This window comes from Mucilaginibacter sp. HD30, assembly GCF_054061755.1.
Window position 1 is genome coordinate 2299871 of the sequence record NZ_JBSSEO010000001.1, and the last position, 14654, is coordinate 2314524.

Genomic DNA, 14654 nt, shown 5'->3' on the forward strand with positions numbered 1-14654 from the left:
AACTATTTTTTTGAGTAAAAGTATAAGCTTAAAAGAAGATTGCAGTTAACTCAATATTAACAAATTGTTAAATGGTACTTTATTTTAACATTCTATTGAGCCTTGGTAAATGTTTTCTTTAAAAAATCTTCAAGATCAGTACCGGTAATATTTTTTGCGATGATAATGCCTTGAGGATCAATTATAAAATTTGCAGGGATAGCGTATATCCTGTAAAGTGATGGTGTGCTGCCTTCAAAGCTTTTTAACTCAGAAGCGTGTTTCCAGGTTAATTTATCCGCTTCTATAGCTTTCCGCCAAAGATCCTTGTCCTCGTCAAGCGAAATACCCAGTATATTAAAGCCTTTGTCTTTATAAAGATTGTATTGTTTTACCACGTTTGGATTTTCCTGTCTGCAGGGGCCGCACCATGACGCCCAAAAGTCAAGCATTACGTATTTACCCTTGTAATCTGATAACTTAACCGGCTTATCATCCAAGCCTCTGATAACAAATTCAGGCGCCTTCTGACCAACAGACACGGGTTTGGCAGCCATCATGCGGTTTATAAAAGCCTGCACACCCGGGTTGTCTGTAAAGTATTGCTTCGCCTTCAGGTTTTCGGCATAAGCTATTAACTGCTGCTCGTAACGGGTGCTATCTAACGATACCATGGCGTAAAATGAGGCGGGCGAGGTTTCGTTCTTGTTCTTAAAATCTATTAATGCATTGCTGTAGTCTGCAATATTTTGGCGATAAAGGGGAATAAATTTTTGCGACAGTTCCACACTTTCTTTACCGGCTTGCTCTACCTCTGCCTGGTACTGCTCGTCTAATTTGGTGTTCTTATCGCCATAAAAAGCGCTTATTTTATTAAACGCCTGTATTTTTTCTGAGTTTTCAGAGCCCTTTACGATATAAATATGCTTCTCGTCTTTCAAATCGGTGATGAACTCAATTTTATCGCCGTTAGCAGCTATCAGGTCAAAAAAGAAACCGCCAATGCGTAATTTATACAGGTTAGCATAAGGCGTAAAATGTTTAAACTGAAATTTTCCCTGCTCGTCTAAACTTGCCGAGTCTGTTATAACCACGCGGGTGGTACCGGCTTCTAACAGATAAATTTTCTTCACATCACCAGCATTCTTTATCTCGCCCGAAAGCGTAAAATCAGCGTTTTGCACACAGGCAGAGCAAAAGCTTAAAACGGTTAACAGGCAGATGAGGTGGCGGATCTTCATTTAGTTTCTAATTCTTTTATTAACAGCTGGTTTGTTTTCTGCGGATCGATCTTGCCCTTTGAGCGTTTCATTATCTCGCCCATAAACAAACCTAAAACGCCTTTTTTCCCCTTTTGATATTCTGTAACCTTATCTGGGAACTTAGCTAAGGCTTCGCGGATAAATTCGCTAACGTCATCGCCGTCGGCAGTTATCAATAAGTTTAGTTCTGTTGCCAGTTGCAGTGCCGTTTTACCCGGCGATGCCAGCAAAGCCGGGAACAATTTATGCGAAGCTACAGTATTATTTATTGATCCGGCGTCTATCAATTTAATTATCCCCGCCAAATTCTCAGGTTTAACGTGCAGGTTACCTATATGTTGCCCTGTCTCGTTCAAATGTGATTTAACCGGGCCCATTAAAAGGTGCACCGCAGCCTTATAATTAGCTGTATGCTTTATCAATTCTTCAAAGTATAAGGCCAGCTCTTTATCAGCCGTAATTACAGATGCGTCGTACTCGCTTAAACCCAGCTGCTCAGTATATTTTTTATGCAACTGGTGCGGCAAAGCAGGCAACGTTTGGCGAATGCTATCAACAAAAGCCTCATCCAACACCAATGGCATCAAATCAGGCTCGGGGAAATAGCGGTAATCGTTAGCCATTTCCTTACTGCGCAATACAGACGTTTCGCCGGTATCGGCATTAAAGTTAAGCGTGTTTTGGTCTATGTGGCCACCTGCTTCAATAACGCGCACCTGGCGCTCAAACTCGTGCTCAATGGCGCGCTGCACATTGCGGATAGAGTTTAAATTCTTTACCTCGCAGCGGTTACCGTACTCGGTAGCGCCTCTAAGGCGCACAGATATATTAGCATCGCAGCGCATGCTGCCTTCTTCCATATTGCCATCGCAAACGTCAAGATAACGGAGCAATTTGCGCACTTCGGTTAAGTATTGCCCTGCTTCTTCGGCGCTGCGCATATCAGGTTCTGACACAATTTCAAGCAATGGAACGCCCGCACGGTTAAGATCAATGAAGGAATCATCGCAAACACTGTCGTGCATGCTCTTGCCCGCATCCTCTTCCATGTGGATGTGGTGAATGGCAATGTCTTTTACCGTACCATCTGATAATTTTACCGTTACCGCCCCGCCTAAACAAATAGGCTGCTGATCCTGCGAGATCTGGTATCCCTTGGGCAGATCAGCGTAAAAGTAGTTTTTACGGGTAAAGTGGTTATTAAGATTGATGGTACAATTACAGGCCAAACCCATCTTTACAGCATATTCAATCATACGCTTGTTGATGCGGGGCAAAGTGCCCGGATGGCCCAATGAAATAGCACTTACGTGGTGGTTAGGTTCGGCGCCAAATGCAGCAGAATCTGATGAAAAAGCCTTGCTTTGCGTTGATAATTGCGCGTGAACCTCTAATCCGACAACTAATTCATATTTTTCGCCTGTTTCGCCTGTCAAAATCGTCATAAAATAAAATATCGACAATATTATTGTCAATAAGCTTCAAATATATAAATTTCTGATATAAACAGCTTAAAAAGCCCCTCCTAAATCCTCCCCGGTAGGGAGGACTTAAAACCTTTATGAAAAGGCTCCCTTACCGGGGGAGATTTAGAGGGGGTCTATATAATCCCTTTCGCTTTCTCTAACACTCTATCCAACCCGCTCACATCTTTACCGCCTGCAGTAGCAAAAAACGGCTGACCACCACCGCCGCCCTGAATTTCTTTAGCCAGTTCGCGTACTATTTTGCCTGCATCCAGTCCTTTTTCTTTAACCAGGTTTTCGGCTATCATTACTGTTATGCCGGGCTTGCCATCATTAACAGCAACCAGCACCAGCAACAGATCAGACACGATATCTTTCAGTTGATAAGCCAGATTTTTAACCGCATCGGCATTGGGCAGGTCAACTTTTTGGGCGATGAAATTTATGCCGTTAATATTTTCAACCTTTTTAGCCAGTTCATCCTTTAAGCCCGATGACTTTTCAAGTATGCTTTTTTCTATTTCTTTTTTAAGGCGATTGTTCTCGTCTATTAAGCCCTCAACGCTTTTGCTGATGTCTTTTGGATTTTTCAGCAGTTCCTTCAGATCATTTAAAAGCTTGCTTTGGGCAATGATGTATTGCTCTGCTGCTATACCTGTTATGGCCTCAATACGGCGTACGCCGGCAGCTACAGCACTTTCTGATATGATCTTAAAGTAACCTATGGCCCCTGTTGCTGGCACGTGTGTACCACCGCAAAGTTCCTTGCTAAAGGTTTCATCAAAGGTTATCACCCTAACATAGTCGCCGTATTTTTCACCGAACAACGCGGTTACACCACTGCTGATTGCAATGTCATAAGGCACATTGCGCTCTTCTTTTAAGGCGATGTTAGCGCGGATTTTTTCGTTAACTATAGCTTCAATTTGCGCCAGTTCTTCATCGGTAACTTTGGCAAAATGCGAAAAGTCAAAACGCAGATATTCCGCATTTACTAACGATCCTTTTTGGTTTACGTGCGTACCCAAAACGTTTTTCATGGCGGCATGCAGCAGGTGCGTGGCGCTATGGTTATTCATGATGCTGGTACGCATGTTCTTTTCAACAATGGCGGTTAAGGCATCGTCAATATCATCAGGCAGTTTATCTACGTAGTGAACAATAAGGCCGTTCTCTTTTTTGGTATCGGTAACATAAACTACCTCACCATCCGGGAAAACCAGTTCGCCCTTATCCCCCACCTGGCCACCGCTTTCGGCATAGAAAGGTGTTTTATCTAATACTATCTGGTACTGGTCTTTCCCCTTTGCCGTTACCTTTCGGTATTTTACAATGTGGGCAACAGTTTCTGTTTCGTCGTAACCGGTAAATTCAACGTTATCGTCTGCTTTTAAAACTACCCAATCGCCGGTATCAACTGCTGATGCAGCACGAGAACGGGCTTTTTGTTGTTGGAGGGCATTATTAAAGCCTTTTATGTCAACATTTAAGCCTTTTTCACGAGCCATTAGCTCCGTAAGGTCAAGAGGGAAGCCATACGTATCCGATAGTTCAAAAGCGAGGCCGCCTGATAAGGTGCTTTCGCCTGATAATGTTATCTCATCAAAACGCTTAATACCATTTTCTAATGTCCTCAAAAAGCTTGACTCCTCCTCCAAAACAACCTTCTGTACAAAATCCTTTTGACTATACAACTCATCAAACACACCATTAAACTGATCTGCCAGTAAAGGCACCAATTGGTTAATGAAAGGCTCTTTAAAGCCTAAATTTTGATAAGAGTATCTAACCGCCCTGCGTAAAATCCTGCGGATAACATAACCCGCCTTATTGTTTGATGGCAATTGCCCATCAGCAATGGCAAAGCTTACGGCACGAATATGATCGGCCAGTACGCGCATGGCTACGGCTGTGCCCCAGTCGGTATCACCCGGCTCGGCGGCAGCGTTATATTTTATGCCCGATTTTTGAGCAATAAACTCAATTATCGGCGTAAAAACATCCGTATCATAATTTGATGATTTCCCTTGCAGCACACGCACCAAACGCTCAAAGCCCATACCTGTATCCACATGCTGGGCGGGCAGCTCCTGCAATGAACCGTCCTTAAGGCGGTTAAACTGCATAAACACATTGTTCCAGATCTCAATCACCTGCGGGTCATCGGCATTAACCAATTTAGCGCCGTCAACCGCTGCTCTTTCGGCATTGGTGCGGTTATCAAAATGGATCTCAGAACATGGCCCACACGGACCGGTCTCGCCCATTTCCCAAAAATTATCTTTTTTGTTGCCTAATAATATGTGGCTTTCGGGCACGCCCTGTTGCTTCCAAAAATCATAAGCTTCCTGGTCTTTTGGTAAACCTTCTTTTTCATCACCCTCAAAAATGGTAACGTATAGGCGGTCCTTATCAATCCCGTAAACTGCTGTTAACAGCTCCCAGCTCCACTCAATGGCTTCTTTTTTAAAATAGTCGCCAAAGCTCCAGTTCCCCAGCATTTCAAACATGGTATGGTGATAGGTATCAATACCTACTTCTTCCAAATCATTATGCTTGCCGGACACACGCAAACAACGCTGCGTATCTGCCACGCGTGGCGATTTAGCCGGCGCTTCGCCCAAAAATATATCCTTAAACTGGTTCATACCTGCATTGGTAAACATCAGTGTAGGGTCGTTTTTAACAACTATTGGTGCAGAGGGAACAATGGTGTGCCCTTTAGAAGCAAAAAAATCAAGAAAAGCCTGGCGTATATCGTTAGCGGTCATTATCAAAAAAATCTATTTAATATAGTGTATAACTATACTTTGAGTGCAAAAATGTGAAATTTTATGAACTTCTATGTACTTTTTTACTTATTACATAGGGCCCATGCTATTCCTTCCATAAGGAAGGAGTAATCGCCTGTGAAACCCCTCTCTACACCCTCCCGTGGGGAGGGAATCGCACAGCGCCTACGCTCGTTAGATTTTAGTTTATTTTCTGCCGATATTTATCCTATGCAAGCAATTATCATAACCCAACCCGGCGGACCGGAAGTTTTACAGCTCGAAGAGCGACCAATACCGCAATACACCGACACCGAGGTGCTGGTAAAAGTAGCTGCTGCAGGTATAAACCGGCCTGATATTTTTCAGCGCAAAGGCAACTATCCTCCACCGGCAGGCGCGCCTGTGGATATACCCGGATTGGAAATTGCCGGCATCATAACAGCTATAGGCAGCAACGTAACCCGCTGGCAAGTTGGCGACAAGGTGTGCGCCTTGGTGGCAGGTGGCGGTTATGCCGAATATTGCAATGTACCCGAGGGGCAATGCTTGCCTGTGCCGGATAATTTAAGTTTGACGGAGGCAGCATCGTTACCCGAAACATTCTTTACCGTTTACAGCAACGTATTTAATAATGATTTTTTAAAGGCAGGCAATAGTATGTTAGTGCACGGCGGCTCGGGCGGCATTGGCAGTACGGCTATACAAATAGGCAAGGCATTGGGTATTATAGTTTATACTACAGCAGGATCGGCAGAGAAATGTGCCTTTTGCGAAAGCCTGGGTGCAGAAAGGGCCATCAACTACAAAACCGAAAACTTTTTAGACGTTATTAAACAGCTCACCAACGGCAAAGGCGTAAACCTGGTATTGGACAGCATTGGCGGCGATTATACACCGCTTAATTTACAGTTGCTGGCAGAAGATGGACGGCTGGTTATTATAAACGCGGTTAAAGGCAAAAATGCCGAAGTTGACCTATCCCTAATTATGCGTAAAAGGTTGCTGATAACCGGATCAACCCTACGCCCACGCTCGGTTGCGTTTAAAAGCGAAATAGCGCGTAAACTCGAGGAAAACATTTGGCCCCTTTTAGCATCGGGTAAAATAAAACCTTTGGTTTTTAAAACTTTCCCGGCCGAACAAGCTGCGGAGGCACATCAATTAATGGAAGCCGGGGAACATATGGGTAAGATTGTGCTGAGTTTTAGTTTATAGCCCATTTGGCAGCTTGCTATCTCCTTGTGTTATGAATGCTTTCGACTTTACTAACCTGTAAAAGAGCCATATACACCAATGACTGTGGCAATAGTAAAACCGCTGTTAACAGGGCCATGGATTTAGACATGGATAAATTATGCAGTAAGGGAACATCAAAAATGTATCCTATTATAGCCAGCATTGCCAGGAGCGCCACAATAGTAAAAAACACTTGTGCGGCCATACTAAACATTTTTGGCGCCTGCGCGGTAACAAATGCAAAGCCGACGGTAAGCATTACCAGGCACGATGCTGATGTTAATGCCATACGCCCGGGCGCGGTGTCAGCTACACTTTCTTTAACTAAAAATTCGTCTATTCTTAAATTCACATTGAACACATGCTCAAACAGCGTGAGTGCCGACAATATCAGGGCTATAAGGTTAAGCGGAATTATTATATTAAAATGCTTTTGAGCATCATCAATATAAAAAAGAGCTACAACTCCACATAGTAAAAGGCATATGGCCGTATTTATCTTAATACTGGGTAAACCAGGCAGTGCCGTTTTAAGCAACTCAACATCCAGCATCCACCCGGCAACTGAGGCTAAAGAAACTGCAATTATTACCCAGGAGGTGATTTTTACAAACTCGATTTTGTTGTGCATTGGTTAAATTGGTTTTTAAATATGCGAGTTTTTAAGCAGAAAAAAAATATCAAAATAAATTCTGTCAGTTCGGCAATTAGCGTCTCCGTTCAATTGTTAACATTAATTTACTATTCCCAAAAAAATCTCTGAAAACCTATTTTAAATCTTGTTAAAAATCTTAACTTTGCGCCCTGAAATAGCGGGTACTTAACATTATCCTATTTTAAAAAGAGTTATTTAAAAAATACCAGGTAATATATGCCAAACATTGGAAAAATATCACGGATCATCGGTCCGGTAGTCGATGTCAGCTTCGCTGATGCTCACCTTCCCAGAATTTATAACGCATTAGAGATCACCAAATCTACAGGCCAAAAGATAATTCTTGAGGTTCAGCAGCACTTGGGCGAAGATCGTGTTCGTGCTATCGCAATGGATTCAACCGACGGTTTACTGCGCGGTATGGACGTTGTAGACTTAGGTACGGCTATTAAAATGCCTGTAGGCGATGATATTAAAGGACGTGTATTTAACGTGGTTGGTGATGCTATTGATGGTATCCCTGATCTTGATAAATCAAACGGCCGCCCTATTCACAATGAGCCGCCTCGTTTTGAGGACCTTTCAACAGAGGCTGAAGTACTGTTTACCGGTATTAAAGTAGTTGACCTTTTAGAGCCTTACTCTAAAGGTGGTAAAATTGGATTGTTTGGTGGTGCCGGTGTTGGTAAAACCGTATTGATCCAGGAATTGATCAACAACATTGCGAAAGCATATGATGGTTTATCTGTATTTGCCGGTGTAGGCGAGCGTACACGTGAAGGTAATGACCTTTTGCGCGAGATGCTGGAGTCTGGCATTATCAAATACGGTGATGCCTTTATGCACTCAATGGAAGCAGGCGGCTGGGACCTTTCAAAGGTTGATGCTACTGCTCTTAAAGAGTCAAAAGCAACATTCGTTTTCGGACAAATGAACGAGCCTCCGGGTGCACGTGCACGTGTGGCGCTATCAGGTTTAACTATTGCAGAATATTTCCGCGATGGCGATGCTGACGGTAAAGGCCGTGATATATTATTCTTTATTGATAACATCTTCCGCTTTACACAAGCAGGATCTGAAGTATCAGCGTTGTTAGGCCGTATGCCTTCGGCGGTAGGTTATCAACCAACATTAGCTACAGAGATGGGTGTGATGCAAGAACGTATCACTTCAACAAAACGTGGCTCTATTACATCAGTACAAGCGGTTTACGTACCTGCGGATGACTTGACCGACCCTGCGCCGGCTACAACCTTCGCCCACTTAGATGCTACTACTGTACTTTCACGTAAAATTGCCGAGTTAGGTATCTATCCTGCGGTGGATCCATTGGATTCAACTTCACGTATCCTTAGCCCTGCTGTGTTAGGCGATGAGCACTACAACACTGCTCAACGTGTTAAAGAGATCTTACAACGTTACAAAGAGTTACAAGATATCATCGCCATCTTAGGTATGGATGAGCTTTCTGAAGAGGATAAATTAGTTGTATCGCGCGCACGCCGTGTTCAGCGTTTTCTTTCTCAGCCGTTCCACGTTGCCGAGCAGTTTACAGGCTTAAAAGGTGTATTGGTTGATATTAAAGAAACCATCCGTGGCTTTAACATGATCATGAATGGCGAAGTTGACGAATATCCTGAAGCAGCATTTAACCTTGTAGGCGGCATTGAAGATGCTATTGAAAAAGGCAAGAAATTGTTAGCAGAAGCTAATTCTTAATTAGTAGCAAGTACTTAGTATCAAGTAGCAAGACAAATTGATCTGGCTACTTGATACTTGATACTAACTACTCAATACTAAAAAAATGACATTAGAAATTCTTACTCCCGATAAAAAAGTGTTTGAAGGCGAAGCTACCTCGGTAATTTTACCTGGCACAGTGGGATTTTTTGAAATATTGAATCACCATGCTCCTATTATCTCTACTTTAAAGGATGGTAAACTAACCGTTCGTGGTGCCGGTAAACAGGAGGACGTTTTTTTTATTAAAGGCGGCGTTGTTGAAGCATCAAACAATAAAGTGGTTGTTTTAGCCGAAGGGATAGAACACAAGTAATATCTCCAGCTTTCTTAAGGGGAGTTTGGTAAAATATTAAAAAAGCCTTTCCGGGATTCGGAAAGGCTTTTTTGTTGCATTATGCGCAACTTCACCTTTAGTCCTACAACTCGTCACCCACCCCTGGCTGCTGATATTGGTACGCCATTTGTTAAATTTCTATTACCGATGGCTTGCCATTAAAATAATGGCTATTTTCACCACATAAAATTGTCTGCCCTATGAGACCAAATTTTTTTATTGCCGCTCTATTGTTTTTACTTATTGCAGGCACTGCCAGTGCCCAGGATTATTTTAAAGGTAAGGTTGTTGACTCGAGCAACGACAAGGGCCTGGGCAATGTATTTGTAAAGAACATAACCAAAAATAAAATCACCATAACCGAAGATGACGGTAAGTTTGAAATTCAGGGTACGGTGGGCAACCTGCTTATTTTTACATCACCGGGTTATATATCTGATACATTGGTGGTTGTTGATACGCGCACTTTAAACATCAGGCTAAAAGAAAACCCTGCTCTTTTAAGCGAGGTAAATATTAACTCGAGCAGGAGCTTTGACCCGCATACTGAATACCCTGAAATATACACCAAAAGCAAGGTCTATATTCTTTCGCCAAGCACCATTTTCTCTAAAGAGGCTAAAAATGCGCGTCGCCTTAAAAAGTATTTTGCACAGGAAGAAAAAGAACGGGCTGTTGACCAGGCTTTCAGCATAGCTTATGTAAGCAGCCTTATACCGCTTAGGGGCAATGAACTGCAGACCTTTATGGCCATTTATCGCCCCAACTATGATTTTATTCAGAGCAACAGTGGCCCTACACTGGCATCCTATATTAACGACTCGTATGTAAAATACAAAGCCCTTACACCCGAGCAACGCAAAAAGAGCAGCTTGATTGGTCAGTAAGTGTTAAGCAAATAAGGCCTATCGGTTACACCAAATATTCAAACAGCGTTTGATCGCGGTTAAGCTCTATTACTTCAAAGCGGTAGTCTTTCATGCGTTGTAGTAAGCCGTTGTAATCTTCGCGGTTAGATAGTTCAATACCCACCAGGGCGGGGCCTTGCTCCTTCTCTGTCTTTTTTATGAATTCAAAGCGCGTAATATCATCATGAGCTCCGAGTACATTGTTTACAAAAAGCTTCAAAGCACCCGGTCGCTGCGGGAAACGAACTATAAAGTAGTGTTTCAGTCCTTCATACAGCAGTGATTTTTCCTTTATCTCGGCCATGCGGTCAATATCATTATTGCCCCCGCTAATAACGCACACCACTTTTTTACCGTGGATCTTATCGGCACAGGCATCAAGCACGGCTACAGATAGCGCGCCGGCAGGTTCAACTACGATGGCATCTTCGTTATATAAAGTCAATATAGTAGTGCAAACTTTACCTTCGGGAACGGTGAAAATATCGTCTAATACCGTCTTGCAAATATTAAAGGTAATATCGCCTACCCGCTTAACAGCGGCACCATCTACAAAACGGTTAATGGTATCTAAGGTAACCGGGGCACCGTTTTCAAGTGCCTTAAGCATAGAGGGAGCACCTTCGGGTTCCACGCCTATTATCTTTATATCACGATTTTGGCTCTTTAAAAACGTACCCGCGCCTGCAGAAATCCCGCCGCCACCAACGGGCATAATCACTATTTCAACATCTGGCAGATCCTCAAATATCTCGACTCCAACGGTTCCCTGGCCTTCAATAACGCTCAGGTTATCAAATGGTGGCACAAAGGTCATGTTGTTTTCGGCAGTATATTTAAGAGCTTTGGCAAGGCAATCATCAAAAGTATCACCTACTAAAATTATTTCTACGTTGCCATCGCCAAACATTTCGGTTTGTTTAACTTTTTGGCGGGGAGTTATTTCGGGCATAAATATTACGCCTTTAATGCCCATTTTTTTGCAGGAAAACGCAACGCCCTGCGCATGATTACCTGCACTTGCGCAAACCACGCCCCTGTTCAACTCATCAGTATTAAGCTGACTGATCATGTTATAAGCGCCACGCAGTTTGTAAGATCGTACTACTTGCAGATCCTCACGTTTTAAATAAATTTCGGCATTGTATTTAGCCGACAGTTTTGGATGATAAATAAGCGGCGTATGTTTGGCAATATCCCTTAATCTTTGCGCTGCCGCCTTAGAATCTAATTTATTCTCCATTAAAATATTTGTGTTATAAAAAAAAACCGCTACCCATCAAAGGTAACGGTTTGTTGTTAGTTCAAATGTGATATATTTGAGCAGATAATCCTCGTTATGAAAATAAATCCCTGGCTGCTAAACTTTTGTCTTGTTGTTGTATTAGTTGCTACTATTTTTCACATATCTCAGCAAAAGTATGCAATGGCCATGCTAACCGTTCTTCCTGTTATACCGGCACTGATAAATAAAAAGTTCCGGGACAAGCTTTCAATTCGCTAAAATATCGCGCCTCGCCTAATCTCTAATTATACATTCGCAGCCAGCCAATCGCCAACTTCGCTGGTTTTGTAAGCTTTGTTGGTACCTGATAAATCTTCGGTAACTACACCCTCTGCTAATGATTTATTAACCACTACGCGGATAGCTTCAGCTTCTTCTGTCAAACCGAACGCATCTTCAAACATCATAGCAGCTGATAATACAGTTGCTAAAGGATTAGCGATGTCTTTACCTGCAGCCTGCGGATATGAACCGTGTATCGGCTCATATAAAGACGTATGAACGCCTTTTGATGCCGATGGCATCAATCCCATTGAACCGGAAATAACTGATGCCTCGTCGGTTAAAATATCGCCAAAGAGGTTCTCTGTTATTAATACATCGTAACTGTTTGGCCATTGCACCAAACGCATAGCTACAGCATCAACAAACTCATAGCTTACCGTAACTTCAGGATAATCTTTTTCCATTGCCTGTACGGTTTGTCTCCAAAGGCGTGATGTTTCCAACACGTTAGCTTTATCCACGCAGCACAATTTTTTGCTACGGGTCATGGCCAGTTCAAAGCCTAATTTAGCTAAGCGGGTTACTTCGTCTTTGGTATAAGTACAGGTATCAAAAGCGGTGTTACCATCTTCTGAACGACCACGAGCGCCAAAATAGATACCGCCTGTAAGCTCGCGTAAAATGATAAGGTCCGTACCTTCAATACGCTCGCGTTTTAATGGTGAATTATCAATTAACGATGGGAAAGTAAATGTTGGGCGTACGTTAGCGTACAATCCTAAAGCTTTACGCATTTTTAGCAAACCTTGCTCAGGGCGCACTTTAGCGGTTGGGTCGTTATCAAAACGCGGGTGACCAATAGCGCCGAATAATACTGCGTCAGCCGCCATACAAATTTCGTGTGTTGAGTCCGGGTAAGGCTCGCCTACCGCGTCAATAGCGGCAGCACCAGTTAATCCGGCGGTCCATGCAATTTCATGACCGAACTTTGCTGCAACCGCGTTTGATACTTTTACGGCCTGATCTATAACCTCAGGACCAATTCCGTCTCCTGCTAAAAGGGCTATGTTTAATTTCATTGTAAGATTTTGATTTCAGCGATGTTGTTTGATTTCACCGGTTAATTATGATTTATTGAATGATTTATCTTGGTTCTTGAATCTTGGTTCTTGAATCTCTTTCTCAAATAATGTTCAGCATTTTCTGCGTAGCCTTTATGGCGCAAACCGTTTGGTCTGAATCCAGGCCGCGGGTAATAAATTTGCGCTCGGCAGTTTCCCAGGTAATAATGGTTTCGCATAATGCATCTGAGCTACTGCCCGGCGCTATACGCACGGCATAGTCTATCAGCCTTGGTAATTCTTTCTCTTTTTTGTTATAAACCTTAGTTAAAGCATTCATAAAGGCATCAAACTGACCGTCGCCTTGTGCGTTCTCTTCAAAGCGCTCGCCGTCTATTTGTACAGAAATAGTGGCTGATGGGCGTAAGCCCATTGAATGCATCATTACGTATGATTCTACCTTTACCTTATCTTCGTACAAATTGCTATCCAGCACATCAGAGATGATGTACGGCAGGTCATCTTTGGTAACTGTCTCTTTTTTATCGCCTAACTCAATAACTCGTTGGGTAACTTTCTTCAGGTCGGCATCATTCAACTTCAAGCCCAATTCCTGCAGGTTTTTTTCTATGTTGGCTTTGCCGGATGTTTTACCTAAAGCGTATTCGCGTTTGCGGCCAAAACGCTCTGGCAGCAAATCATTAAAATACAAGTTGTTCTTGTTGTCGCCATCGGCATGGATACCAGCCGTTTGCGTAAACACATTATCGCCAACAATTGGCTTGTTAGATGGGATACGTACGCCTGAGAAGGTTTCAACAAGCTTGCTTACGGTATAAATAGACGATTCTGCTATCTGCACCACTGCATCGGGCACAAAATCATGCAAAACCGCAATTGCGCTGGCCAACGGGGCATTGCCTGCCCGTTCGCCCATACCATTTACGGTTAAATGCAGCCCGTTAATGCCGGCTTTTACCGCCTCCAGCACATTGGCCGTCCCCAAATCATAGTCGTTATGGGCATGGAAATCAAAGTGAATTTTAGGATAGCGTTCTTTTATTTTACTAATAAAAAGAAAGGTTTCTAATGGTGTTAAAACCCCCAATGTATCAGGCAGCATGATCCTTTTAACAGGCTGCTGTGTTAAAAAATCAAGGTACTGAAACACATAATCAGGCGAATTGCGCATACCATTGCTCCAATCCTCCAGGTATACGTTGGTAGCAATGCCATTATCAGCAGCTAAGTCTATAACATGTTTAATCTCTGCAAAATGCTCTTCCGGCGTTTTTTTAAGCTGATGGGTAAGGTGATTAAGCGAGCCCTTGGTCAATAAATTTTGCACTTTCACGCCCGCCCTTAACATCCAGTCTACAGATACACCGTTATCAACAAAAGAAAGAACTTCAATATTATTTGAATAGCCGTTCTCTGCCGCCCAGGCGGTAATGGTTTTAACAGACTGAAACTCGCCATCAGATACCCGTGCCGAAGCAACCTCTACGCGGTCTACCTTCAGTTCCTCCAGCAGCAGTTGTGCTATCGTCAATTTTTCTGATACGGAAAACGATACCCCCGATGTTTGTTCCCCATCGCGGAGTGTGGTATCCATTATCTCAATTCTTCTTTTTTCCATGAGCCCCCTCTAAATCTCCCCCGGAAGGGGAGACTTATTTTGGTAAGTTTTTAAAAACATTCAGTTATCCGATTAAGCGACTCGCTA

General features: G+C 43.0%; 11 protein-coding genes. 4 read left to right on the forward strand and 7 right to left on the reverse strand.

The genetic code is table 11. From position 1 onward, the window contains the following. Positions 1-92: 92 nt before the first annotated feature. The 3 genes from ACVW2L_RS11050 to alaS all read right to left on the reverse strand — a co-directional run bounded on the left by ACVW2L_RS11050 (position 93) and on the right by alaS (position 5478). A complete protein-coding gene (locus ACVW2L_RS11050; protein WP_457128024.1) occupies positions 93-1220 on the reverse strand; it encodes a redoxin domain-containing protein in 1128 nt (375 codons plus the stop codon). After that, positions 1217-2686, reverse strand: a complete 1470-nt coding sequence (gene gatB / locus ACVW2L_RS11055; protein ID WP_457128025.1) for an Asp-tRNA(Asn)/Glu-tRNA(Gln) amidotransferase subunit GatB — start codon at positions 2684-2686, stop codon at positions 1217-1219. Before gatB ends, ACVW2L_RS11050 begins: the two co-directional genes overlap by 4 nt. A gap of 155 nt (positions 2687-2841) precedes the next feature. After that, complete coding sequence (alaS, locus tag ACVW2L_RS11060) at positions 2842-5478, reverse strand: alanine--tRNA ligase (RefSeq protein ID WP_457128026.1); 2637 nt, start codon at positions 5476-5478, stop codon at positions 2842-2844. Positions 5479-5616: 138 nt separating this feature from the next. Between alaS and ACVW2L_RS11065 the strand changes: the two genes are divergently transcribed. After that, positions 5617-6696, forward strand: a complete 1080-nt coding sequence (locus ACVW2L_RS11065; RefSeq protein ID WP_457128027.1) for an NAD(P)H-quinone oxidoreductase — start codon at positions 5617-5619, stop codon at positions 6694-6696. A 16-nt stretch (positions 6697-6712) separates the two neighbouring features. On the opposite strand, the gene ACVW2L_RS11070 is transcribed toward ACVW2L_RS11065, so the two are convergent. Next, positions 6713-7348, reverse strand: coding sequence for a hypothetical protein (locus ACVW2L_RS11070; protein ID WP_457128028.1), 636 nt, complete (start codon positions 7346-7348; stop codon positions 6713-6715). A 240-nt stretch (positions 7349-7588) separates the two neighbouring features. Here ACVW2L_RS11070 and atpD point away from each other — a divergent pair, with 240 nt between their 5' ends. The 3 genes from atpD to ACVW2L_RS11085 all read left to right on the forward strand — a co-directional run bounded on the left by atpD (position 7589) and on the right by ACVW2L_RS11085 (position 10336). Continuing rightward, a complete protein-coding gene (gene atpD, locus ACVW2L_RS11075) occupies positions 7589-9091 on the forward strand; it encodes a F0F1 ATP synthase subunit beta (protein WP_457128029.1) in 1503 nt (500 codons plus the stop codon). A gap of 85 nt (positions 9092-9176) precedes the next feature. Further along, positions 9177-9428, forward strand: coding sequence for an ATP synthase F1 subunit epsilon (atpC, locus tag ACVW2L_RS11080; protein ID WP_457128030.1), 252 nt, complete (start codon positions 9177-9179; stop codon positions 9426-9428). Between the two features lie 221 nt (positions 9429-9649). After that, complete coding sequence (locus ACVW2L_RS11085) at positions 9650-10336, forward strand: hypothetical protein (RefSeq protein WP_457128031.1); 687 nt, start codon at positions 9650-9652, stop codon at positions 10334-10336. Positions 10337-10361: 25 nt separating this feature from the next. Here ACVW2L_RS11085 and ilvA read toward each other — a convergent pair whose 3' ends face one another. From ilvA to ACVW2L_RS11100, 3 genes are all read right to left on the reverse strand, one after another. Further along, positions 10362-11600 (reverse strand): threonine ammonia-lyase IlvA, encoded by a 1239-nt coding sequence (ilvA, locus tag ACVW2L_RS11090; protein WP_457128032.1) that lies wholly within the window; start codon positions 11598-11600, stop codon positions 10362-10364. A gap of 287 nt (positions 11601-11887) precedes the next feature. After that, positions 11888-12946, reverse strand: a complete 1059-nt coding sequence (gene leuB, locus ACVW2L_RS11095) for a 3-isopropylmalate dehydrogenase (protein ID WP_457128033.1) — start codon at positions 12944-12946, stop codon at positions 11888-11890. Positions 12947-13049: 103 nt separating this feature from the next. Next, positions 13050-14567: an alpha-isopropylmalate synthase regulatory domain-containing protein gene (locus ACVW2L_RS11100; protein ID WP_457128034.1), complete on the reverse strand. Its 1518-nt coding sequence runs from the start codon at positions 14565-14567 to the stop codon at positions 13050-13052. Positions 14568-14654: the final 87 nt, after the last annotated feature.